At 60.2% G+C, this 25,240-nt stretch carries 16 protein-coding genes and 1 pseudogene; 14 read left to right on the top strand and 3 right to left on the bottom strand.

Features of this window, described 5'->3' with window-relative positions:
* Window positions 1-5 precede the first annotated feature (5 nt).
* Window positions 6-2,300, bottom strand: coding sequence for a PSD1 domain-containing protein (locus IPK32_23680; GenBank protein MBK8094885.1), 2,295 nt, complete (start codon window positions 2,298-2,300; stop codon window positions 6-8).
* A 52-nt stretch (window positions 2,301-2,352) separates the two neighbouring features.
* Between IPK32_23680 and IPK32_23675 the strand changes: the two genes are divergently transcribed.
* From IPK32_23675 to IPK32_23665, 3 genes are all read left to right on the top strand, one after another.
* Window positions 2,353-3,702 carry a sulfatase-like hydrolase/transferase gene (locus tag IPK32_23675; GenBank protein MBK8094884.1) on the top strand — a complete coding sequence of 450 codons (1,350 nt, stop codon included), beginning with the start codon at window positions 2,353-2,355 and terminating at the stop codon, window positions 3,700-3,702.
* A 24-nt stretch (window positions 3,703-3,726) separates the two neighbouring features.
* On the top strand, window positions 3,727-6,357 hold the full coding sequence (locus IPK32_23670) for a right-handed parallel beta-helix repeat-containing protein (protein MBK8094883.1): 2,631 nt from the start codon (window positions 3,727-3,729) through the stop codon (window positions 6,355-6,357).
* Between the two features lie 165 nt (window positions 6,358-6,522).
* Window positions 6,523-7,797: an MFS transporter gene (locus IPK32_23665; protein ID MBK8094882.1), complete on the top strand. Its 1,275-nt coding sequence runs from the start codon at window positions 6,523-6,525 to the stop codon at window positions 7,795-7,797.
* 6 nt (window positions 7,798-7,803) lie between these two features.
* Here IPK32_23665 and IPK32_23660 read toward each other — a convergent pair whose 3' ends face one another.
* On the bottom strand, window positions 7,804-8,922 hold the full coding sequence (locus IPK32_23660; protein ID MBK8094881.1) for an ROK family protein: 1,119 nt from the start codon (window positions 8,920-8,922) through the stop codon (window positions 7,804-7,806).
* Between the two features lie 37 nt (window positions 8,923-8,959).
* The gene (locus tag IPK32_23655) at window positions 8,960-10,357 is read right to left on the bottom strand and encodes an FAD/NAD(P)-binding protein (GenBank protein MBK8094880.1); all 1,398 of its coding nucleotides are present in this window, start codon (window positions 10,355-10,357) and stop codon (window positions 8,960-8,962) included.
* A gap of 91 nt (window positions 10,358-10,448) precedes the next feature.
* Between IPK32_23655 and IPK32_23650 the strand changes: the two genes are divergently transcribed.
* From IPK32_23650 to IPK32_23600, 11 genes and pseudogenes are all read left to right on the top strand, one after another.
* On the top strand, window positions 10,449-10,982 hold the full coding sequence (locus IPK32_23650) for an NAD(P)H-dependent oxidoreductase (protein ID MBK8094879.1): 534 nt from the start codon (window positions 10,449-10,451) through the stop codon (window positions 10,980-10,982).
* A gap of 27 nt (window positions 10,983-11,009) precedes the next feature.
* Window positions 11,010-11,918, top strand: coding sequence for an aldo/keto reductase (locus IPK32_23645; protein MBK8094878.1), 909 nt, complete (start codon window positions 11,010-11,012; stop codon window positions 11,916-11,918).
* A 165-nt stretch (window positions 11,919-12,083) separates the two neighbouring features.
* Complete coding sequence (locus IPK32_23640; GenBank protein ID MBK8094877.1) at window positions 12,084-13,235, top strand: LLM class flavin-dependent oxidoreductase; 1,152 nt, start codon at window positions 12,084-12,086, stop codon at window positions 13,233-13,235.
* Between the two features lie 38 nt (window positions 13,236-13,273).
* A complete protein-coding gene (locus IPK32_23635) occupies window positions 13,274-14,317 on the top strand; it encodes a Gfo/Idh/MocA family oxidoreductase (GenBank protein MBK8094876.1) in 1,044 nt (347 codons plus the stop codon).
* Between the two features lie 53 nt (window positions 14,318-14,370).
* The gene (locus IPK32_23630) at window positions 14,371-15,735 is read left to right on the top strand and encodes a Gfo/Idh/MocA family oxidoreductase (GenBank protein MBK8094875.1); all 1,365 of its coding nucleotides are present in this window, start codon (window positions 14,371-14,373) and stop codon (window positions 15,733-15,735) included.
* 201 nt (window positions 15,736-15,936) lie between these two features.
* Complete coding sequence (locus IPK32_23625) at window positions 15,937-16,746, top strand: PhzF family phenazine biosynthesis protein (protein MBK8094874.1); 810 nt, start codon at window positions 15,937-15,939, stop codon at window positions 16,744-16,746.
* The gene (locus IPK32_23620) at window positions 16,724-17,101 is read left to right on the top strand and encodes a hypothetical protein (protein MBK8094873.1); all 378 of its coding nucleotides are present in this window, start codon (window positions 16,724-16,726) and stop codon (window positions 17,099-17,101) included. The genes IPK32_23625 and IPK32_23620 overlap by 23 nt, the downstream gene beginning before the upstream one ends.
* Window positions 17,102-17,123: 22 nt before the next feature.
* Window positions 17,124-18,266, top strand: a pseudogene (locus tag IPK32_23615) (hypothetical protein).
* A gap of 1,560 nt (window positions 18,267-19,826) precedes the next feature.
* Window positions 19,827-22,013: a sensor histidine kinase gene (locus tag IPK32_23610; GenBank protein ID MBK8094872.1), complete on the top strand. Its 2,187-nt coding sequence runs from the start codon at window positions 19,827-19,829 to the stop codon at window positions 22,011-22,013.
* Window positions 22,010-22,624, top strand: coding sequence for a response regulator transcription factor (locus tag IPK32_23605; protein ID MBK8094871.1), 615 nt, complete (start codon window positions 22,010-22,012; stop codon window positions 22,622-22,624). Before IPK32_23610 ends, IPK32_23605 begins: the two co-directional genes overlap by 4 nt.
* A 158-nt stretch (window positions 22,625-22,782) precedes the next feature.
* Window positions 22,783-25,077, top strand: coding sequence for an autotransporter-associated beta strand repeat-containing protein (locus IPK32_23600; protein MBK8094870.1), 2,295 nt, complete (start codon window positions 22,783-22,785; stop codon window positions 25,075-25,077).
* Window positions 25,078-25,240 lie beyond the last annotated feature (163 nt).

The following is a 25,240-nucleotide window of genomic DNA, read 5'->3' as shown; positions in this document are numbered from 1 at the left end:
CCAGATCACCGACGGAATAAAAACTCATTCGAGGTGAGCAGCGCATGGCAGAGCTCGATCCATGCTTTTTCTGCGGGCAGGGAATCGAGTAGGCTCATGGCCTCCTCACGCTCGGCAATGCTGATCGGGCGGTTTAAGACGAGAATCCACAGTCGTTGGAGCCGCTCTGCGGTGGGTGATTCCGCCTGGGTGATGCGCTGCGCGATGTCGGTGGCGCGAGCGCGGATGAAGTCACTATTCAGCAGATAGAGAGCCTGTGTGGGGACAATGGTTTCTGGCCGTTTGCCAGCGATCTGGGCGGGCTGGGTGAAATCGAACACATCCCGCAGCCGCGCGGTGCCCGGCTGCGCGGCAGTGCGGATCACGGGGAGAAAAATCGTGCGCTGAAAATCCTGCACGGCCCGTGCTTTTTTAAAGCTGAAGGCTGGTGGATTCACCGCGCCGGGACTGAGGCTCTGCACATTCTCCGGGAACTCCAGCGGCAGCGCCGTGCCGCCATGACTGGCGATGAGCTTGCCACTGAGTGCCAGCATAGAGTCCCGCAGCGCCTCCGCATCGAGCCGGAAGGAATTCTGCATCACCAGCCGCGCATCCGTGAGGCTGCTCTGCCGGTAGGCCCTCGAGAGCACGATCTCACGAATGAGCTGCTTCTGCGACCAACCGTTCTTCATGAACTGCGTGGCGAGGTGATCGAGCAGCTCGGGATGGCTGGGCCTTTCGCCACGCGTGCCGAAGTAATCGACCGTGCGCACGAGTCCCTCACCGAAGAGCTTCTGCCAGATGCGATTCACCGTGACGCGGGCCGTGAGTGGATTGCTCGGGTGGGCGATCCAGTCAGCCAGTTGCACGCGGCCACTTTGGCCCGGTGGGATGGCTGGAAAGGCGGCCCAGCTCGCGACACGGAGCGTGCCGCGTGGCACACTGCTGCCTAGGGCGTAGGGATTGCCACGGATGGTGATGCGCATGTCGGCGGGTTTTTCGGCATCACGCACGGCAAAGGCTTTTGGCACCGTGGGCGCAAAGAACTTGGCGTGCTCGATAGCGGCCTGGAGGGCCTTCACATCGGCTTTTTGGGCCTTTTTGGCGGCTAAATCGGCCTCCAGCTCCTGGAGGCGTTTTTGGTGATTTTCAGCCACTTTTTGCCGCAGAGCCATTTCGGCCGGTTTTTCCGGCAAATCGCTTTTGAGCACGCTGCTCCACACGCCGTTGTCCGTCTTGTAAGTGCTGCGAGTGCTCCGCAGGATGCCCGCGATGGCGTAGTAGTCACTCTGGGCGATGGGATCGAATTTATGATCGTGGCAGCGCACGCAGCCCAGCGTCATGCCGAGGAAGGCGGTGCCGATCTTGCTGACCTGCTGATCGACGAGATCATGCTCCATTTTTAATTTATCGACCGCGACGATTTCGACATCACCGAGCACGAGAAAACCGGTGGCCGTGATGCTTTCCGCCGTGGGAGTGGCGAGTAGATCCCCGGCGATCTGCTCGCGGATGAATTGATCGAAAGGTTTGTCGTGATTGAATGCGTCGATCACGTAGTCGCGGTAGCGCCAGGCATGCTCCGCAAAGACATTGTTCGAGGTGCCGATCTGGTCGGCGTAGCCAGTGAGATCCAGCCAGTGGCGTGCCCAGCGCTCACCAAAGGCGGGATCGGCGAGCAGCTTATCAATGTAAGCTGGATCGGTGGGATCGGACGCATCGCTGGGATCAGGAGGGAGCCCCAGCAGGTCAAAGGAGAGCCGCCGCCGGAGCGTGGCGGCATCCGCATCTGGTGCCGGGGTGTGGCCATCTTGCTCCATCTTCGCCAAAAGGAAGGCATCGAGCCGCTGCCGGGGCCAAGCGCTGTTCTTGACGGCAGGAGCAGCCGGATCACGCACAGTCTGGAAGGCCCAGAATTGTTTTCCAGCTTCGAAGTCGATGCTGCGGGCTGCTGGGGCCGTGGTTTTGGCCACGCGTGTGTCTGGGGCTCCCTGGGCGATCCATTTTTCGAGCACAGCGACTTCACTCGCAGGGAGCTTCCCCTTCGGGGGCATCTCAAAGTCGGGATTCGTGTAGCGCACGGCCTCGATGAGTAGGCTCTTGGCAGGATCACCGGGCTTGATGGCCGGGCCGTGGTCCCCGCCTGTCTGCCAGCCGCTTTTCAGATCCAGTGCCAGTCCACCTTTGATCTTCTTCTCATGCGAGTGGCATTCGTAGCAGCGCCTTTGCAGCAGAGGCAGCACCTCCTGCTCGAAAAGCGCCGCGCCATCCTCCGCATGCGCGGTGAGGGCGAGCAGCAGATATGGCAGGAATCGTTTCACGCTTGGAAAGACGGTGGATCTAGGACGTTGCTTACACAGTCCACTTTTTACCATGCGCTTCCTGCTTCTTTATCTCGCTGTTCTTTCCTGCTCGCTTCTCGGCGCAGTGCCGCCGAACATCGTTTTCGTGCTCGCAGATGATTTTGGCTATGGCGATCTGGGCTGCATGGGGGCCACGGACATTCGTACCCCGAATATCGACCGTCTCGCGGCAGAGGGTGTGCGCTTCACGGATTTCTACGCGAACGCTCCCGTCTGCACTCCGACGCGGACGGGCTTCATGACCGGCCGCTGGCAGCAGCGTTGCGGCATCGAGTTCGCTTTCGGCTACCAGGTGGAGCAATTCCGCCGCGTGAAGGGCGAGTGGGTGCCGGAAAAGGACTTTCACGGACTGGGGCTGCCTTTGACGGAGATCACGCTGGCGCAGAAGCTCAAAGCAGCGGGCTACGCCACGGGTGCCTTTGGGAAATGGCATCTCGGTTTCAAAGATGAGTTCAATCCGGTGAATCGCGGCTTTGATGAATACTTTGGCGAGCTGCTGGGCCACGCTGATTATTACCAGCACGCCTATTATGATGGCACCTATGCGCTGCGAGATGGCCTAGCCCCGGTGAAGACCAAGGGCTACTTCACCGATCTGGTGAATGAGCGTGCGGTGAACTTCATCCGCACGCATGCGAAGCAGCCCTTCTTCCTGTATGTGCCGCATCTCGCTGTGCATGCGCCTTTTCAGCCGCCAGATGCACCACAGACACCCATGGTGACAAAGGACAGCATGCACCACGGCAGCCGCGCCATCTATAAAGCGATGGTCGAGCGCATCGACAAAGGCATGGGCATGATCTTGGCCGAACTCGAAAAAAACGGCCTCGCGGAGAATACGCTGGTCGTTTTCTCCAGTGACAACGGCGGTGAGCGCTACAGCCGCAATGCGCCGCTGTTTCATCACAAAGCCACCGTGTGGGAAGGCGGCATTCGTGTGCCATGCGTGATGCGCTGGCCCGCCAAACTGCCGAAAGGCAAAACCACGGCGCAAATGGCCATCACCATGGATTTGCACGCCACCTTCGCCGCTGCCGCAGGTGCCAAAACTCCGCCAGAAAAGCCGCTCGATGGCATCGACCTCGTCCCGATGCTCACTGGTGGCGGAAAGCCCGTGGATCGCACCTTCTTCTGGCGCATCGACCGCTCAAACCGGAAGCAAAAAGCCATCCGCCACGGCAAATGGAAGTACATCAATGATGGCAACACGATGGACCTGCTCTTTGACCTAGAGGCAGACATCGGCGAGCGAACAAACCTGGGCTACCAGCATCCAGAAATCATGGACGACCTAAAATCACGCCTGAAAGCGTGGGAGGCGGAAATCGACGCGACGGAGAGAGAAATCTGGGTGAAATAGCCGCCCCCCAATCTCCACCCCTCCATGCTCCGAACTGTCTGTTTTCTCGCACTCGTTTCCTGCCTCTCCGCTGCCGATATCTCACTCACTCCAGGCAACCTCACCGCCGTGCTCGAACAAGCTCGCAAGGCTCCGAAACCCGTGCGCATCATCGTCGAGGATGGCGTGCATCCGATCACGGAAACGATCACACTCGGCAAAGATGACTCACAGGTGACATGGAGCGGCAAGAACGCCGTCTTCATGGCTGGCAAGCCCATCACCGGCTGGGTCAAGCAGGGCGCGATGTGGAAAGCCGCACTGCCGGACAAGGCGTGGAAGTTTGAGCAGCTCTGGATCAATGGCCGCCGCGCCACGCTGGCTCGTTCGCCGAACAAAGGCTACCACCACATCACCGAGGCGGTCGGAGCGGGTGTGTTTCCGGATTTGAAGGAGAACATGAACTTCCACGCCTTCAGCATTCCGGCGGAGCAGTTCGAGGTGCTCAAAGGCATCCCACAGGCCGAGCGCGACGACGTTTTGATCACTGTGACTCATGCCTGGGCCGTGGGGCAGTGCCGCATCAAGGCGCTGAACGACGAAGCGATCGCCGTGCAGATCAAAGGGCGGGCGCGGTATCCCTTTGTCGAGTTCGAGCCGGATCAGCGCTTCTGGATGGAAAACTACCGCGCCGCGCTGGATGCGCCGGGCGAGTGGTTTCTCGACAAGGCGAAGAGCGAGGGGCTTTACCTCCCACTGCCCGGCGAGGACATGACGAAAGCCGAAGTCATCGCACCCGTGGTGACGAAGTTCATCGTCATGAAAGGCGCACACGACGTGCGCTTTGAAGGCATCTCGTTTCAATACAGCCAGCATCTGTATCCCGCCGATGGCCTGCACGACGGCCAGGCTGCAACGACGAGCGATGGCTGCATCGAGATCGAGGACTCACGCGGCATTCACTTCGAAAACTGCGAGATCGCCCACATCGGCCTGCACGGCATTTGGTTCAAAAACGGCTGCGCGGACTCCTCGGTGAAGCATTGCCACCTGCACGACCTCGGCGGCGGTGGCGTATATGTCGGCGAAACGGCCCGGCCCAATGAAGAGCGCGTGAATCATCACATCATCGTCGATGACTGCATCATGCAGCACGGTGGGCGGCTGCATCCGAGCGCTTGCGGCGTGGTCTTCACGCACACGCAGCACTGCGCGGTCACGCATTGCGACATCGGCGACTTTTACTACACCGGCATCAGCGCCGGATGGAACTGGGGCTATGGCGACACGGCCTCGCGGCAGACGCTGGTGGAGAACAATCACATCCATCATCTCGGCTGGGCTTATCTGAGCGACATGGGCGGTTTTTACGGCCTCGGCACCTCGCCCGGCACCATCATTCGAGGCAATCACGTCCATCACATCGCCAGCCATCGCTACGGCGGCTGGGGACTCTACAATGACGAAGGTGCCACCGACACTCTGATGGAAAACAACCTCGTGCACGACACTTGGAACGCGGGCTTCCATCAGCACTACGGCTACTTCAACACCGTGCGGAACAACATCTTCGCCTTCGGCAACTCCGCGCAGATTCAGGCCTCGCGAAACGAAGCACGGCTGCGATTCCGCTACATGAACAACATCGTCGTCTGGGACCCCGCATCGCCACTGCTCGATGGCGGCGAATGGAACTGGAAGCTCTTCGACAAGATTGATCGCGGCGATCCGAAGGACAGCCTCATCTTCCGCAAAAACCTCTACTGGCCCACCGACGGCAATATCCCCGCCAAACTGACCAAAAGCCACTTCACCTGGGAAGAATGGCGCAAAATGGGCCGCGACCGCGAAAGCCGGTTTGCTGATCCCATGTTCGAAAATATCGAGAAACGCGATTTTCGCCTCAAACCCGGCTCACCAGCCGAAAAGCTCGGTTTCAAGCCCTGGGACCTCACCTTGGCCGGAGTCCGCAAAACCGAAGCCGCATGGCAAGAACTCGCCGCGAAAGGCCACGACTATCCCACGTGGCAAACCGACGCCAAACCGTGGCCTGCGCCGCCTTACAAGGTCGATCAGAGCTTTGAACGCGCCTCACTTGGCACCCTCGGCATTCGCAACGCCAAATACTCCACCGAAAACAAGGGCGAGAGCATCGGCGTGACGGATGAAGTGGGCTTTGCATCCAAACGCAGCCTCAAAGTGCAGGACGCCCCCGGCTTGAAGCACAGCTACGATCCCGTGCTCGACATCTACCCGAAGTGGGCCGAGTCCGGCACTTACCACGTCACATTCGACATCATGGCCCAGCCCGGTGCCGACTGGTTCTTCGAGATGCGGAACAAAGCCGGCGAGTTCGGAGCTGGGCCGTATGTGCGCTGGCAGAATGGCAAGATTTCCCCTGGCGTGCAGGGCCATCCCGTGCCGTTTGCAGTCGCACCCAACCAATGGGTGCATGTGGAAATCATCGCCACCCCCGAAGTCGCCGCCACGGCTACCACACCCGTCAAGCCTGGCACCTGGACGGTCTCCTTCACCTGCCAGGATGGTGAGAAAAAAGGCTACCTCACCTTTGCCGCCAAACCCGGCTGGACCGACGCCCACTACCTGCTCTTCAGTGCCCTGGGCACCACGAAGACAGCCTTCTTCATCGACAACGTGAAGCTGGAATCGCGCTAGCCTTACCTATTCAACAGCTTTCACATCAGCATCACTGATGCTTAGTATGCTTACTGGTGGAGGGAGCATCATGGCGAAAGGCAATCCCATCTCATATATTCCAGTATTGCAATATATGGCAAGATGATGAACAATCTTGCGTTTACCACCACTCCATTCACACACATGTCTTTCGCCCGCACTCCATGGTATGCCTCTGTCACTCGCTATCAGTGGCTTGTTTTGATCGTCGCTTCATTGGGATGGATCTTTGATGCGTTTGAAGGGCAGATCTACAATCTCACGCGGGCGGACATGCTGCCGGATCTGCTGGATGTGAAGGCGGATGATCCTCTGGTGAAGCTGTGGGGTGAGCGCTTCCTGGGCATCTTCCTCATTGGTGGGACCTTCGGCGGGTTGTTGTTCAGTTCGCTGGCGGATAAATGGGGGCGCAATCCGGTGATGGCGCTGACGATCTTGTTTTACTCGGTGTTTTCCGGCATCACAGCTTTTGCCGATGAAATCTGGCAGGTGGGAGCGCTACGCTTTCTGGTGGCGATGGGCGTGGGCGGTGAGTGGGCCGTGGGCGCGGCGCTGGTGGCGGAGGTTTTCCCAAAGGAGGCCCGTGAGCGTGCAGGGGGCATCTTTCATGCGACGAGCGTGGCCGGGCTGTGGCTCGCAGCGGCGGCGGGACTCTGGGTGGGCACGGAATGGCGCACGGCCTACCTGATGGGGGTAGCTCCTGCACTGCTAGTCCTGTGGGTGCGGCTGAGCATCAAAGAGCCGGAGAGCTGGAAAGCCGCCCGCGAGGCGAAGAAGGAGCGCATGGGGAGTTTTAGCGAGCTGCTCGGGGACCCGCGCTGGCGGGCACGGGCGATTTTCGGCGCTCTGCTGGCGATGGTGGGCCTGGCAACTTTCTGGGGCGTGGTGGTGGCCGGGCAGGACATCGCGGCTGAGTATCTGAAGGGTGTCAAAGACCCGGACTGGTCCAGCAAGTCCAAGATCGCCTTTGGCTTCATCCAGACGGCGGGGGCGGGGGCTGGGATGCTGGCGTTTGGCCCGCTGGCGGCACGCTGGGGCTGCAAGAAGACCTTTGTCGTAATGCACATCGCGGCGCTGATCATGACGCCCATCGTCTGTTGGGTGCCGTGGCAGTTTGGCAGCTACACGCTGCTGTTGTTCTTGATGCCCGTGTTCGGCTTTTTTGCGCAGGGCATTCACGCGGGTTATGCGGCGTATTTTCCAGCGCTGTTCCCCACGCATCTGAGAGCGACGGGTTCCGGCTTCTGTTTCAATACGGGCCGCATCTTGGCCGCTCCGGTGCTGATCTGGCTCTCCGCATGGATGAAAGCGACTCTGGACCTGCGAGTGGCGATTTCCTGCCTGGGTGGCTTCTTTTTGCTGGGACTGGTGTTCTTGGCTTTCCTGCCTGAAACGAGCGGCGAGGAGCTGCCGGAGTGAACGAACTCAAGGCACCCCAGGCACCCACGTCTCCATCGCCAGGCTGGCGGCACCGAGGGCTCCGGCATCATCGCCGAGTCGTGATGCGATGAGCCGGAGGGGTTTCCCCTTCAAGGCGGGCACTGCATTTGCCATGCCGGTGGCGATGTCGGCACAAAACGCATCACCCAGAGCGGTGAGGGGGCCGTGGAGAAAGTAGCTGTGGGTATCCAGCAAAAGATGCAGGCTGGCGAGGACGCGGGAGTAGTCGGCGATGATGGCCGCGCGAGCTTCGTCACGTTGACCAGCGAGGGAGGCGAACGCGGTATGGAGGTCCGCAGGCTGGCTGGCGCGTTTGGTTTTGCCGGTGAGACGACGCCAGACGGCGGGTGAGGAGAGCGAGTCGTGCAGCTCGCCACCATCGGCCAAGGGCCAGCGGCCGATTTCACCAGCGGCGTGCTCGGTGCCAGTGACGACGCGCCCGCCGATGACGATGGCGATGCCAAATCCGCTGCGCGGGCCGAGGATGACGAAATCAGCCAGATCACTGGCTCCGCCGAACCAGCGCTCGGCGAGGGCGATGGTGCGGAGGTTGTTATCGAGCGTGACAGGCACCTCGTGCTTGGCGTGGAGCGTTTGGGCGAGTGGGACATCTTTCCAGCCTTCGATGAAGGCGTAATCGCGGGCGGTGCCGCTGACGGGATCGACGATGCCGGGCACGCCGACGCCGATGCCGAGCAGCGGGCAGGGGGTGCCTTTAGCCAATGCGCTGATCATTTTATTGATCTCAGTGATGACGGCTTTGGGGGTGACGGATTCGGGAAGCGTGGTGCTGCGGGCCTCGGTTTTCACACCGGAGAAATCCACACGCACACCCTGAATGCGCTCGGCATTGAACTCGATGCCGGCGAACCACCCGGCATCTGCGTTGGTGGTGAGGGATCGCTTGGGGCGGCCCATGGGGGCTTTTTCGAGGCCGTTTTCATGCAGGTGACCGCTGGCGATGAGCTGGTCAGCATACTGCCCCGCCGTGGTGGGTGAGAGGCGGATGACATCCGCCAGAGTGCGGCGGGAGGTGGCCCGCTGGCTGCGCACATGCAGCACGGCCTGGGCGAGGAGATGGCGATGGTCTTCGGGGTTGCGCATGAAGGGGATGAAGAAATGACGAAGGGTTTCTACCACCTCAGATCATGAACTCCATCATCACTTGTTGCGATTCCTCGCTCGTTCCGAGACCGAGGAGGGTTTCTGCGACGTGTTTGGCCTGACTGCGGAGTTCGGGCACGGCGATGGTTTCCCAGTAGGTGCCACGCAAAATCGGCCCGAGGGCGAGGAGGAGCGGTGAGGGCTTGCCATCACGATCGACGACGATGTGATCAGGCTGAATGCGCACACCCATTCCCATGTCGTCTGGGGCGATGAGGCCGCGACGAAGCAGGTTTTGCAGCAAGACGGATTTGGTGGCTGTGAAACGCGTTTGCGGGCCGGTGGCGTTGAGCACGAGATCGCCTTCGAGGTGCTTGCCGCTGCTCAAGACGACGCGCACTTGGCCTCCAGCCGCCTCCACGCGCTCGATGTTCGCCGCATGAATCTGGAGCTGGCCTGTGAGCTGGGCGCTGGTGATCTGCGCATAGATTTCTGGGGCGATGCGGTGCCGGAGGATGTTCCAGCGTGCGGCGTGATGACGTGCGAAGGTTTTCTTTTCCTCCAGGGTGAAACGCGCCCAGATTCGCTGCGTGTGCGGGCGCATCTTATCGACGATGATGGCGGGGTTGGCTCCCATTTCACGCAATCGGGTGCAGTGCTGCTCCATGAGCGCGGTGAGCTTTTCGAGGCCGAGGTTGGCGAGGTCGGTATCCGGCGGAGGGAAGTCGGGATAGTCGATGCCGCGGAAGTGGGAGTTCGGCAGCCAACCATGCCTGGAGACGGCGTGGATGCGACCGAGCCAGCCGAGTGAGCGCAGCGTGATGATGGCATCGACAGTGGTCAATCCAGTGCCGAGCAGGATGATGGTGCCGATGTCAGGCGGCAGCTTTTCATGCCAGGGCAGCCACGGGTTGCCGACCCAAGCGGGATGAGCGGTGAGGGCTTCGGAGCCTGGGAGATCAGCCGGTGCTTCATTGCCGGTGGCGAGCACGATGCGGTCGGCTTTGACCTCCCGACCGCAGGCTAACTTTACCGTGCCATCACTCTCCACACCCACCGCCTCACCTTTGACATGCTGAACCTCAACAAGGTGGTGATGAGCGAGCGATTTGAGGTAGTCGCCATAGATGGCTCGCGGGATGAAGCGCTCACGCAGCTCGTAGTCGGGCACGAGATCGTAGTCGCTGCGGGTGCGCAGCCAGTTCACGAAATGATCCGGCAGATCGGGAAAGGCGGACATGTTCCGCGCGGCGACATTGAGCAAGTGCTCCAAGCGCCGCGTGCCATACGCCACTCCTCGGCCTTCGGGACGGTGATCGTTGATGATCGTGATGCGCGGAGTGTTCGTGGCGAGCCGGACGAGGTTCACCGCGGCGAGCGTGCCGCTGTAACCACCACCGAGAATGGCGATGTGGGGCGTGGTTGCAGAGTTCATGAAAAGAGGTGCGGAAGGGAGAAAGAGGTTGAGCATCTGTATATATTCCAGTATTGGAAGAAATGCAATCGCGCATTGCTCTCATCATCCTATGAATGCTCTCATTGTCACCACCGCCCTGAAACCCGGCAGCAAAACCCTCTCCGCCGCCCGCACTGTCCAACAACGCCTTGTATCCTCTGGCATGACCGTGGACCTAGCCGATCTGTCCGCAGAGCCACTGCCGCAGTGCGATGGTGCCACCTGCTACGCGGATGAGCGGGTGAAGGCGATGACCGTTCGTGTGAAGAACGCGGGCCTCATCGTGATGTGCTTCCCTGTTTATAACTACCAGGCGAACTCGGCGGCAAAAAACTTCATCGAAGTGACCAATGAGGGTTGGAAGGACAAGGTGGTGACCTTTGTGGCGAACGCGGGCGGTGACCGCTCGTATCTGGCCCCGCTGCCGCTGGCGAACTCGCTGATGGTGGACCACCGCTGCGTGGTGGTGCCGCAGTTCCTCTATCTATCCCCAGCCGCCTACGATGCCGCCGGGCAAGTGATGCTGGAGGGCCTCACTGGAGAGCTTTTTGAGCAGCAGATGAAGTCCGCCTGCCATCTGGCGCAGTCCTGGGCCACCCGCTGAGATGAACGCCTCTGTATTGACCTGCCTATGAAACGCTTTGCCCTCTCACCCCACGGCCCTGAAGTCTCCGCCCTCGCCTACGGTGTCTGGCGTCTCGCCGATGACCCTGATGGCTGTGATGTCGCCCGCGTGCGCCAGAAGATCGATACTTGTCTGGAGCTGGGCATCACCACCTTTGACCATGCGGACATCTACGGCCACTACACCTGCGAAGGATTGTTTGGGAAGGTGCTAAAGGATGCGCCGCACCTGCGTGACCAGATGGAGATCGTGACGAAGTGCGCGATCAATGTTTCGTGCGAGAATCGCCCCGGCACGCGGGTGAATCACTACGATGCTACGGCAGCTTACATCACGGCCTGCGTGGACCGCTCGCTGAGTGAGCTGGGCACGGACCACCTCGATGTGCTGCTGGTGCATCGCCCAGACTGGCTCACGGACGCGGCGGAGACAGCAGCGGGGCTGCAATCCCTGATGAAGGCTGGCAAAGTGCGCAGTGTGGGTGTCTCCAACTACAACACGCATCAGAGCGCCCTGCTGGCCCGCTTTCTGGGCCATGCGCCAGTGACGAACCAGGTGGAGCTGAGTCTCGCCCGCATGGATGCGATCTATGATGGCACGCTGGACCAATGCCGCTTGAACGATACGCATCCCATGGCCTGGAGCCCGCTGGCAGGCGGCAAGCTGATGACGGCGGAGGATGCGGACAGCGTGCGACTGCGGGCAAAGCTGGTGGAGCTGGCGCATCTGCATGGCGTGACGCCAGACGCCATCGCCCTAGCCTGGGTGGCGGCGCTGCCCAGCCGCCCGCAAGTCGTGATCGGCACGAATCAGCCTGCGCGGATACGCCAGGCCGCCGCAGCGGACACCGTGAAGCTGGATCGGCAGCAGTGGTATGAGCTATGGGAGGCGGCGAAGGGCCATTCGGTGCCCTGAGCCCATTCCAGGCTGGTGCTTGGATCAAAAACACGAATGGCAAACCGAACCACCAGCCAGATAAAAATGCTCGACGGTCAAAAAAACCTTGTCACATATTCCAATACTGCAATAACTAAAGTCGGCACGCCGTTACTCTTCTTCACCCCATCCCCGCTCACCACCATGTCCCCCATCTCCCTCCGCACAGAAGGCCGCCAATGCGAAGTCGCCTGGTTCTCCGCACTCTGCTCCGACGACTATGAGTTCCTCGGCGTGCCTGATGGCAGCCTCCGCAGCAGCTATGAGCACTGTGGCGACATCGTGCGCAAAGCGGATGCTCACGGCTTTCAAAACATCCTCCTGCCCTCCGGATGGATCGCGGGACAGGACGCCCTAGCCTTTGCCTCCGCGTTGGCACCACAGACGCAGCAGATCAATCTACTCGTCGCCCTGCGCATGGGCGAGGTGTGGCCGCCGATGCTCGCGCGTGCCCTAGCCACCGTCGATCACATCCTCAAAGGCCGACTCTGCATCAACATCATCTCCTCCGACATGCCCGGCATGAAAGAGAGCAATGAAACCCGCTACGAACGAGCCAGCGAGATCATCCAGATCCTCCAGGGCATGTGGCGCACGGACGGCCCGTATGAGTTCAAGGGCAACCACTACAACATCTCCCTGCCCACCACCGAGCCCGCGAAGACTTATCAGCAGAACGGCGGCCCACTCATGTATTTCGGCGGCATCTCGCCCGCCGCACAGGATTTGTGCGCGAAGCATTGCGACGTTTTCCTCATGTGGCCGGAGACGGAGGACCGCATCGCCGAAACCATGCGCGTGATGTCCGAAAAAGCCGCCGGTTATGGCCGCAAGATCGACTTCGGCTTTCGTAGCCACGTCATCGTGCGCGAAACTGAGGCCGAGGCCCGCGCCGCTGCGGATCACCTCATTTCCAAACTCGATGCCGCCAAAGGCGCGGAGATTAAAGCCCGCTCGCAGGATAGCAAGAGCGCCGGGGTCATGCGTCAGGACGAGCTCCGCGCCAAAAGCAAAGACCTCTACATCGAGGATCATCTCTGGAGCGGCGTCGGCCTCGCCCGCAGCGGCTGCGCCAGCGCCATCGTGGGCGATCCCGATCAAGTGCTCGCCAAACTGAATCGCTACATGGACATGGGCATGCGTGCCTTTGTCCTCAGCGGTTACCCACACCTCGACGAATGCGATCTCTTCGCGAAATACGTGCTGCCAAAACTCCCGACCTGCCGCATCAACGAACTGCAAAACCGCCGTGTGGCTGATCCCGTCACACCCTTGACGACCGCCCCTCGCATCTAATCAAAATCCGTCACCCTCAGCCCTTCTCTCTCCGCCTTATGCCACCTGTTCGTTTCGCTCTCGCCGGATTCGGCGCTTGGGGAAAATTCCATGCGCAATCCATCGCCGGAAACCCCGATGCCCGCCTTGTCGCCATCACCGCGCCTTCCGAGGCTTCGCGGGAGGAAGCTCGGAAACTCTATCCTGAAGCCCAAATCTTCGCCGACAGCCTCGAAATGATCGCGCAGGCCGATTTCGACATCATCGACATCGCCACGCCGAGTCACACGCATCGCGAAATCGCGCTCGCGGCCATGCAAAAGGGCAAACACGTCCTTCTAGAAAAGCCGATGGCCATCACGCTCGAAGACTGCAAAGCCATCGTAGCTGGCGCACGCGATCACGGCGTGCATCTCGCAGTCGGCCACGAGTTGCGCCTTTCCTCACAGTGGGGCCGCATCAAAGAAATCATCGCCGCAGGCACCATCGGCGATCCGCAATACGTGCTCGTCGAGCTGCTGCGCAAACCCTACCGCACGGGAGCGAGCGGCTGGCGCTATGACCAGAACCGCGTCGGCTCCTGGGTGCTGGAGGAGCCCATTCACTTCTTCGATCTCGCCCGCTGGTATCTCGAAGACAGCGGCGACCCCGTGGAGCTCTACGCCTATGGCAACTCCCGCGATCCGCAGCGCCCCACACTCTACGATAACTTCAGCGCCATGTTCAAATACGCCAATGGCAGCTACGCGGTGGTATCGCAGACTTTGGCCGCCTTTGAGCACCACCAGACCGTCAAGGTCAGCGGCACCAAGGGCGCACTCTGGGCTGGCTGGAGCGGTGCGCTAGATCGCACCCTGGAACCCAACGCGTTTCTCAGAGTCTTCGACGGTGAAAAACTGGAGGAAGTGACGCTCACCAAGCAAAGTGGGGAAGTCTTTGAGCTGCGGGAAGAAATCGCCCAAAGCATCGACATGGTGCGTCGTGGTAGAAAACCCATCGCCACCGGCCTGGATGGCCTCTGGAGCGCCGGACTATGCCTCGTCGCGGAGGAGTCCATCCGCCAAGGCAAACCATTGCCAGTGGGAAAGATGCTACAGTTTTGAGTGACACGCACTTCTTCACAAAACCACACAACCAGTTTCACGCCGAAACCTCCATGAACACCCGCCGCCATCATTTGAAATCCCTGGCCGCACTCGTCGCTGCCGGGCGCCTCCCCTCGCCAACCTTGCATGCACAAGACCGCCCCGCACCCTCAGAGCGCGTCACGATGGCCGTCATCGGCACGGGCAGCCAGGGCACGCAGGACATGCGGGGCTTCCTCCAAGACGAGCGCGTGCAAGTGGTCGCCGTATGTGATGTGGAAAGGCAGAGCGCACGCTACAATCGCGCCTTCAAATCTGATTTCGGTCGCGAGCCAGCACGCCTCATCGTGGACCAGCACTACAAGGAAGCCTCGCCCACGAAATCAGGCAGCGGCAGCTTTTGCAAAGCCTATGAAGACTTCCGTGAAGTGCTCGCTCGCGATGACATCGACTCCGTCCTCATCGCCACCCCTGACCACTGGCATGTGCCGATGAGCATCCTCGCCGCCAGGGCCGGAAAGCACATCTACTGCGAAAAACCCGTCTCGCTAACCGTGCGGGAAGGCAGAAAGCTCTGTGATGAAGTCGCCAAGGCCGGCGTGCGCTTCCAAGTCGGTTCTCAGCAGCGCAGCGACATCCGATTTCGCATGGCCTGCGAGTTCGTGCGCAATGGTCGCCTGGGCAAGATCCAGCATGTCACCATCGGACTCGCCAGCCACAATCGGGACAACAACAAAAGCGCCCACCTCACCGCCACCGAGCCAGTGCCCGAGGGACTGAACTACGACCTGTGGCTCGGCCCCTGCACGGGCGATCTCCCCTTCTGCCCCGCACGCCTGCACAGCAACTGGCGCTGGCTCTGGCCGCACGGTGGCGGCAATGTGACCGACTTTGGAGCCCACCACCTCGACATCCTGCAATGGGCGCTCGGCATGGACGGCAGCGGCCCCGTGGAGATCTTTGATCCCAAACCCGAATGGCCAGCGAAAGGCGGCTTTTATCAGACCCCGGAACTCTTCTCCTTTGGCGTGCGCTACGAAAGCGGCATCACCGTGACCGTCACCGATGCAGAAAAAAACAAATCTGGACTGGTCTTCGAAGGGGAGAACGGCAAAACCCTCACCGTCGGCCGTGGAGCCCTCCAGAGCACGCCTACCGACCTGCTGCGTGACCGCATCCGCCCAGAGGAGATTCATCTCTACGAGAGTAAAAGTCACTCGCGCAATCTCATCGACTGCATCCTCGAAAAACGGGAAACCATCTGCCCACCCGAAGTCGGCCACCGCAGTGCCACCATCGCGCATCTGGGCAATATCTCCCTGCGACTGGGCCGTGGACTGCGCTGGGATCCAAAGTCCGAGAGCATCCTCGGTGACGACGCCGAAGCGGCCGCCATGCTCGCACGGCCAGCCCGTGAGCCCTGGCAGATTTCATAACGCCAGACCATCGAGAGCGGTGCCTTTAGTTTCGTCTTTATCCCTCAATCCGAGTGTCAGGTTTCAGGTTCTCCGAATCACGGTGTTACGAGGCATTGCCGGAACTCCTCAAAAAGTGTGGCACACAACGATCGCAACGCTTTGAACCTGAGCGCTTGATACTTTGAACTTGAAACTTGAACCAAGTTTTTAGGTTATCTCATGCCCGCCACTCTCCACGTCATTGATGCCTTCACGGACAAAGCGTTTGGCGGCAATCCGGCGGCAGTTTGCCTGCTCGATCAACCTGCGGACGAGACGTGGATGAAGTTCGTTGCGCGGGAAATGAACCTGTCGGAGACAGCTTTCTTGGAGGTGATCGACGAGGGTTTTTCGCTTCGCTGGCTGACGCCCACCGTCGAAGTAAAGCTCTGCGGTCATGCCACGCTGGCGGCTGCATTCACGTTGTGGGAGACGGGAGAGCTGTCGAGGGATCAGGCCGCGCGTTTTCACACGTTGAGCGGCTGGCTCACCTGTCGGCGCGATGGCGACTGGATCGAGATGGATTTCCCAGCAGTGGTCTGTGTGTCCAGCGATGCACCGCGAGGATTGGCGGACGCTTTGGGCTGCGAACCGATTGCCTGTGGCTTCAACGGCATGGATTATCTTGTCGAAGTAGCGAGTGAGCAGGTGCTGCGCAGCTTGACGCCCAACTTCACCGCGCTCTCGACGCTACCGATGCGAGGCGTCATCGCGACGTGCCGAAGTGAGGCACCGGAGTTTGATTTCATCTCCCGCTTCTTTGCGCCTGCCGCAGGAGTGAATGAAGATCCCGTGACCGGCTCCGCGCACTGCGCTCTCGGCCCATACTGGCAGCCGCAGCTCGGCAAATCAGACTTCACCGCCTACCAAGCCAGCGAACGAGGTGGCGTGGTGAAACTGAGTGTGAATGGTGATCGTGTGCTGTTGCGTGGCCGGGCCATCATGATGAGCCGGGTAGAGCTGATGCATGGAACTCTGCCAACTCGTTGATCATGCGATGATCAACGATCACGGTAAGTCGGTCCATACCGAGGAGGACTGCAACCCACACGCCACCGCGCTCTTCATGAGTGACGCGTGGTATTGGGCAGCCGTGGATGAGCAGCCGAAGCTAAATGCCAAGTCGGACCTCGTGGTGGAAATTTGTGACAAAGCTCATTCCAGCCTCGACTCGGCAATTTCCCAGAAGTTGCGAGCGGATAAGCTGCTCCTTGACGCTGTTTTCTCTCGTAAGCTCGCCGCATTTGTCTTTTGCCATTCGTCGGCTTCCGGCAAAGTAGGTTTTCGACTCCATGAAACGCCTTCTCAGCCTTACTTTGCTAACAACGCCTCTTTTTGCTACTGAGCCTGCCACCAGCGTCACCGGCACTCCCGGCATGGTCGCTTTCTGGGACTTCGTGAAGCGTGAGTCGGACGGTCAGAAGCGTTTCATCGCCCATGTGCCCGCCGGCTCAAAAACCGACTACCCGCTCGATGCCGCGAACTACATCAAAGACTACTGGGGAGCAGGTCGTGAGGCCACGTATGCCGATTTTCCTCTGCTGGGTCGTGGACCCTTCGGAAATGCCGTCCGCATCGTCAAAGAAACCGATCCCGACTTCCGCCCCTTCCTCTTCGTGCCGCGTGAGCGATTGCACGACACGCCACTCGACATCAAAGGCGCGGGTAAGTCAGTCACGGTCGTCGTGTGGGCCATCCGTGAGAGCGGAAATCACGCTCTCGCAGGTATCTGGCATGAAGGCACCGATTTGAAGGAGAAGACCACGACCACCATCGCCAAAGTGGAGCGTGGGCAGCGTCAATACGCGCTCTTTGCCGGCCTGAACAAGCAAGGCAGCGCCTGTGGCCATGTCTCGGAGAACGGAGCCAGCTCCTTCCTGAACAAATACGCCCTCCACAAGTGCAACTCCACCGACCTCGCGCCCGAAGTGCCCGCCGAATCGTCCGCCGAGGTGCTCGACAAGTCCTGGCAGTGCTTCGCGATGAACTTTGATCATGAAAAGGACGAACTCACCGGTTGGCTGAACGGCGTCTCCGGCGACCGCTGGCTCGACAACCCGAAAAAGGATGGCCTTATCAAGTCCGCCTACAACGCCTACATGCAGGGCTACTTTGCGACGCTGCCCGGCAAACAAGACGGCGAGGACGAAACCTTCCCCAAAGAGCAATACTACAACCCGCCCGAAGGTGAGCCGCTGAACGTGAAGGTGCTGCGTGAGTCCGCCGATGAACGCGTTGAGCTGCGCGAGCACCGCTTCACCAAGATCGAAGTCACCCTGCACGGCGGAAAAGAGGTCGCCCGTGACCTCGTGGCGCTGCGCCTGAACCCCTGGTGGTATCCGCACGACCTCTACACGCCAAAGGAACCCAACGGCGGCGGTCCCTTCACCATCGGCCGTGTCATTCACAGCAGCCGCAGCGTGGGTTTCACCGGCTGGATCGGCGGTGTGGCGGTTTTCAATCGGGCTCTGAGCGCGGAGGAGTTGGCAAAACTGTCGGCGATTCGATAAAGTGGCTTCAGGCGAAACTCTGCATATCCCATGCGGCTTTAGCCGCAGCCATCGGGCAATCACCGAACCATCTGCTTTCTTCAGGTGTTGGTAGAAAAATGTCCAAAGCAAGCCGTGGCTGGCAGATTAGAGATGCATGGCCAACTGGGCCACGTCTCGCGATTCTCACCCACATGCCTTCCCTCAAACTCATTCTGGCCTTATATTTCGTGGGCCTGTTCCCACTCTCAGCGATGGCGCAGGATCAGGTGGCGATGCTGCTGCACGAGCGCACTTTCAGGTCGCTTCAGGGGCCGTTGGAGCAATATGTGCAGGATGTGGAGGCACGTTTTCCGGTGAAGATGCATGTCATCCAAGGCAAATGGGAGACGCCGAAGGCGGTGCGGGAGACCGTTAAGAGCCTGCATCGCGAAAAGGTGATCAACGGCGTCGTCCTTGTCGGTGCGATGCCGATGCACCGGTTTTTCATGCATGAGAATGCCAATCCAAATCCGGTCTATTATGAGGACTTCGACATTGCGTTTGTGGACAAAAATAAGGACGGCGTGGACGATTCCTACGTCGGCAACCTGCAACTCAAAGTCTGGGTGGCGAACATCCGAGCGACCGAAAAGGCTCTGGAAGATGATCTTCCCGCACTGCGGCGATTTTTTGCCAAGACGCACGATTTCTACACGGGCAAGGTAGTCCCGGAACCGCGCACGCTTTTCTTCAGTTCAGACGAGCCCACAGAAGATTGGGCTGGGTCGGGAGATTGGTTCAAGCGGCGCGGTGGTGCCCGCTTTTCTGCGCCGGGGGATGTGACGATCCTGGAGGGCAAGGGCTGCACGCACAAGGCGGCGCTGGAGGCCTTCAAGAAGCATAGCTACACTCTCACCTGCATCGCGCTGCACTCGGATGAGACGGGGCACGCGTTGTTTGACGAGGATCTGATGGCGCAGGAAATCTTCGACTTTAAGACCGGATCGCTCATCACCATTAGTCATGGCTGTTTTGCGGCGAACTGGACTAAGACGGAGAAGGATGACAACGGCCCGAATTGCGGCCTGAGCTGGGTATTCTCGAAGCATCTCGGCCAGGCCTTAGTCGGCCAAGTCCGCAGCGGCGGAGTTGGTTTCGATGATCTCATTTACGAGCGCCTGCGTGCCGGAGATTATCTCGGGAAAGCCTATCTGCCGTGCAAGCAGGCGCACGAGATTGAACACGCTATGGGCGACAAAGCACCTGGCGATATCGTCTCCGGCATTCTGATGATCGGGAACCCGTTCTTGATGCTCAAGCCGGTGAAACGTGAGACTAACACACGCCTCATGATCAAAAACGCGGTCTATGGCGATCTCGCCAACAACACTGTGGTCAATGTCACCCAAAAAGTGGCGGACTGGATCGAGGAGGCACTCCCGGTGGCTGCTACGGCTGAAAACTTTGGTGACCCTGCGAACGGCATCGAGAAACAACTGAAGGTCGATTACACCCTGGATGGGGTCGATGGGACGATGACCATCGAAGAGGGAGAGTTATTGAAGATTGGGAAGTGAGTTCACCTTTTCTGCTCTTCTCATGGACACTCATTCAGCTGCTCGACGTTACGGAATCTTCTGCGTGCTCTTTATCGCTCTGGCGACTGTCACGGTGGCGGCGGAGCCGATCACGCGGATTGCGGATGTTCGTGCGTTGTCGCGTGAGGTGGCTGCAGAGGGCTTGCCGGTGCGGGTGCGCGGTGTGGTAGAATGGTTGCGCGGGGGCAAGGGGCCTGATTTCACTTTGGCGGATGAATCGGCGGGCATTTATGCGCTACCGAGTGCCGAATCAAAGGCGGAGGCGGAGGCGTGGAAGTTGCATGCGAATTTGGAGATCGAGGTGGAGGGGGTGACGAGCGCGGGGGGCTATGCGCCGGTGATTGTAGCGCAGCGAGTTTCGGTGCTCGGTCCGGGAAAGGCGTGGCCGCTGAGGAAGGTGAGCATCGCGCATCTGAGTGGTGGGCACGAGGATGGGCAGCGGATCGAGTTGGAGAAGGTGGTGGTGCAGTCGGTGATCGAGGATGGGGAGGACGAGATGCGTGCTTTGCGTGTGTGCAGTGGCTCGGGGGACTACACGCTTTTGTGGATGAAAAAAGAGCCGTGGAATGAACCGGAGAAGGTGATCGATGCGGAGGTGGTGGCGCGAGGGACGGTGCTGACGCTGTATAACTCGCGCCTGGAACAAACAGGGGTGCGTATCGCGGTGAGTGCGATGGATGACTTCACGTTGATGAAGTCGCCGCCTGATCCGTTTTCGGTGCCGCGAGTGGAGATTGGGGCGTTGCGGTTGTTCCGGCCTGAGGGCGTGTCACGGCATCGGCGGTCGGTGGAGGGCTCGGTGACTTGGGTGTCGGCGACGGAGCTGGTGATCGAGTCGGAAGAGCGTGGCGTGAGTGTGCGAGCCACGACAGCAAAGGGCATCCGGGTGGGAGATCGCGTTTTGGTTTCGGGCTTCATCGAGGCGCGGCAGCCGATCGCGTTTTTTACCAATGCGGCGGTGAAGAAGATCGCCGATGGCGAGGCACCGCCTGCCGTGACGCCGAGTGTGGAGGAGATCCTGAGAGCGAGCCATGATAACTCAGGTCGGTCCTGGGGACTGCCACCGAAGGATTTTAATTATCGACTGGTGCGGATCAAAGGCACGCTGATGGCCCATCTCGCGGCTGGGACTGAGGCGTTTTCCATTCAGGCGGAATCCGGCGAACAGGTGGCGGTGAGGTTTGCCTCGGGGGCGGGTGGATTCTCGCAGGCTCCGCTGGCGGGCAGCGTGGTGGAGGTGACGGGTGTGGCCACGGTGCTGCATGGTCCGGGCGATCCGCTGCCGGAGTTTCGGCGTCCGGTGGGCGTGGAGCTGCTGCTGCGTGAGGCGGGTGATTTGCAGGTGCTGAGTGCGCCGTCGTGGTGGACGCTGAGGCGGCTTCAGTTGGCCTTGGCCGGTGTAGCTGCTTTGCTGAGCCTTGTGATGGCTTGGGTGCTGCTTTTGCGCCGGACGGTGAAGCGGCAGGCGCTGCGCATCGAGAATGCGCTGCGCACGCATCGTGACGCAGAGCTGGAGCACGAGGCGGCAAAGCGGGAGCGCATTCGCCTGGCGGGTGATCTTCATGATGGGGTGCATCAGCTTCTCAATGCGGCGTCGTATCGACTGGAGAGTGTGGCCAGACTTTCGGAGAGTGATCCTGTTGCGGCACTGCCGCATGTGGCGGCGGCGAAGAAGATCCTCGACCGCAGTCAGCATGAGATGCGCTCCATCATGTGGGGTATTCATGAGCTGGCGAAAGGCGAGCCGGATTTCTCCGAGCTGCTCACTCATGCGCTCGCGGGCATGGATCACTGGCCTGCGGATGTGGTGAAGGTGAGTCGCGAGGGCTCGCCGCAAGCGGTGCCTGCACGTGCGGCGGGGAGTCTGCTGCTGCTCACGCAGGAGGCGGTGCAAAATGCGCTGAATCACGGGCAGGCGACCGAGATCCAGGTGCAGGTGAAATTTGCCGATGAGGCACTGCATTTGACCATTGAGGACAACGGTCACGGTTTTGATTCGGCGACGGTTCAACCCACCGCGCAGGGTGGACTGGGCTTGGGCAGCATGAAACGCCGCGTGGATGAACTCGGGGGCACGCTGCAACTGACCTCCGCGCCCAGGCAGGGCACGCGGCTGCACATTGAACTGCCTTGGGACGCACTTGCGTCTCTTTTTCCGAAAACCCCTTCTCCAAACACAGCCCCATGACCTCTGCCAAACCCATCCGCATCCTGCTTGTCGATGATCACGCGGTGCTGCGAGAGTCGCTCGCCTCCATGCTGGCACTGGATGCAGCCTTTGAGATCATCGGCCAGGCCGGTAATGCCAGTGAGGCGATCCAACTCCATGCCGCGCTGAAGGCCGACATCACGCTGCTGGACGTGCGTCTGCCGGGAAAGGATGGTTTTTATGTGCTCGAACAACTGCTCCAGACGAATCCGCAGGCCCGCGTGATCTTGTTTGCCTCCAGTTCGCTCGCCAATGAGGTGCGCCGTGCTCGCGATCTGGGTGCTCACGGCTTTTTGCCAAAGCAGGTCACACTGGAACAACTCAGCCAAAGCATCCTCCAAGTGCATGAGGGCAAGAAGTGCTGGGAACACTCGAATACCGTGCCCCAGCCGCTCATGGAGGCCCTCAGTGCACGCGAACTGGAAACGCTCGATGGTTTGCGGCGTGGACTCACCAATGTGCAAATCGCCAAAGCTCTCGGCATCAGCGAGCACACGGTGAAGCATCACGTCAAAGCCGTGTGCGGCAAGCTGGATACCTCCGACCGCACCGAGGCGGTGGCACGGGCGTTTGAATTGGGGCTGCTGTAGGGGGGATCTCCCACCTCCAAAATAGCCTGATCGGGCCATATCGGTGATCGGGTTCTGGGGTGTCTCTATAACCTTGCCTTTTTGGTTATATGACAAAGCCCCTCAACCAAGCGCTCCGACAGCTTTTTTTCCTGATACGTTCACGGCCATGCCTGGGTTTGCTGGCAGCATGGGCCGCTCTGAGCACGTCTGGCTTAGCTGCGACTGGCACTTGGACTGGCCCCGGCACCACGTGGGACACTAGCGCCACCAACTGGTCCGGCGTCTCCGGCACCCCTTGGGACAGCACCAACGGCGCGACCAACAACGCCATCACCGGCAGTGACCTTACCGTCAGCGGCACGGTTTTCACCAACGGCATCACCTTCAGCGCCACCAAAGCCATCAGCGGTGGCACGATCACGCTGGCGGGCAGCAATCCGTTCATCGACGTGACCACCTCCGGCCAGACTGGAACCATCTCCTCGGTTCTCGCTGGCACTTCCGGTTTCACCAAGACCGGCGCAGGCAATTTAACTCTCACCGGCAGCAACACCTTCACCGGAGCACTCACTGCAAACGCTGGAACCGTATCCTTCTCCTCCCTCAACTCAGCGGTCAGTTTGGTCCTCGCTGGCGGCAATTTTACGGCCAACGGCAACACCACGGTGGCTTCGCTGGCAGCGAATTCCGCAGGCGGGATTACGGTGAATACCAGCTATCTTACCGTGGGCTCTCTGACCGGCTCCAGTGCGTTGACGGTAACGCAGGGCACGGGGACACAATATACAAGCGGTCTCAAATTGACCGGCACCTCGAACAGCGGCTTCAGTGGAACCATCACCGCTGGGGCCTCGCTCTACCTCGCCAACGAGGACCTGCTTGGCACCAACGCTAATGCGCTGACTCTAGGTAGCGCTCTATATAATAATAGCGGAGTAACCACGCTCACGGTGGCGAACCATCGCATCACTCTGACGAGCGGGGGGCATAGCTTGAATGGTAACATGAATCTTACAGGCGGCCTCACCGGCACCGGTGGGATCAGGGTGCGAAGCGCTTCTGCCGGTGCAATCGTGATTGGGGGCACGACCAACGATTACGCTGGCAACACCGAGGTTTACACCGACAGCGGCAACAACTCGACCCTGCGATTGGGTGCGGGCAATGTCTTGCCCTCCGGCACCGGCAAAGGAAATCTGCAGTTGACCACGTGGAGCACCGGCTATGCGATCCTAGACCTGAATGGTTTCAACCAAACCGTCAATGGCCTAAACAACAGCAATTCCGCTGGAACTAGAGCAATCATCGACAACGTGACGGCGGGCGGCAACGTCACGCTGACGGTCGGCGCCGCGAACGCCACCGGGAACACCTTCGCTGGCGTCATCAAGAACACGACCGGGACAGTGAACCTCACCAAGATCGGCACCGGCACCCAGACTCTCACTGGCGCAAATACCCACACCGGTGGAACAACCGTGAATCAAGGCACTCTGACCGTCGGCACGGGCGGCACCCTCGGTGCGACCACCGGGGCACTCACGGTCAGCAACACCAACAGCACCGCCGCCGGGACGGCCTCCGTCCTCAATCTCGCCACCGCCGTGGACACCACAGTCGGCAGCCTGAGTGGAACGATTGCCACGCCGACCAGTGGCACCAACACCGCCACTATCAATACACAGACAGGCCGCAACTTCACCGTCAATCAAACCGCCGCTGGCACCTACGCCGGTGTCATCGCTGGAGCAGGCAGCGTGACCCTCGGAAGCCTGAGCACCAATACGCTCACTCTCACAGGCACTAACACCTACACCGGCACCACCACCGTCACCGCAGGCAGTCTGCAAGTGGGCAGCAGTGGCACCGGCACCACCGGCACAGGAGCTGTCACGGTGCAGACAGGCGGCACCATCTTCGGCACGGGGACCGTGAAAGGTTCCACCTTCACTGCACAGAGTGGCTCCACCGTTCAGGCTGGCGATGGCACCGCACAAGCCAACTACGGCACACTGAACTTCACGCCTGCATCGGGCAGTGGCACCTTCGACTTCCAGAGCGGCAGCAGCACCATCTTGGGACTCAATCCAGGGGGGACAGGTGATTTGCTGAACTTCAACGGCTTGTCGGCTGGCACCTTGAACTTCAATGGAGGCCTCACCGTAACGGCCCCAGGCTACACACCCATCGGTGTGGATGTCTTTAACCTCCTAGATTGGACCAACATCTCCACCACCACCTTCGCCAGCCGTTTCAGTGCAGGCTCTTACAGCGGCTATCTCCTCGGCAATGGTGATGACAATCTAGGCTTCAATCTCCCCGACATCTCCAGCTCCGGCTACGCCTGGGACATCAGCCAGTTCACCACCAACGGCACCATCAGCACCGTCTTCGTCGCACCCGAGCCCAGCCGCGCTCTGCTGCTCATGCTCGGCCTCATGGGTCTCATTGCTCGCCGTCGGCGTCGCTGACTCTCGACCAAACCCTCGGCATCAGTGAGCACACGGTGAAACATCACGTCAAGGCCGTGTGAACCAAGCTGGATACTTCTGATCGCACCGAGGCGGTGGCTCGGGCATTTGAGCTGGGGCTGCTGTAGGGGGCGCTTCCACCTCCAAAATGGCCTGACCGGGC

The organism is Verrucomicrobiaceae bacterium, assembly GCA_016713035.1.
In the GTDB taxonomy this organism is placed as follows: domain Bacteria; phylum Verrucomicrobiota; class Verrucomicrobiia; order Verrucomicrobiales; family Verrucomicrobiaceae; genus Prosthecobacter.
This window is presented reverse-complemented; position numbering and strand designations above follow the sequence as displayed.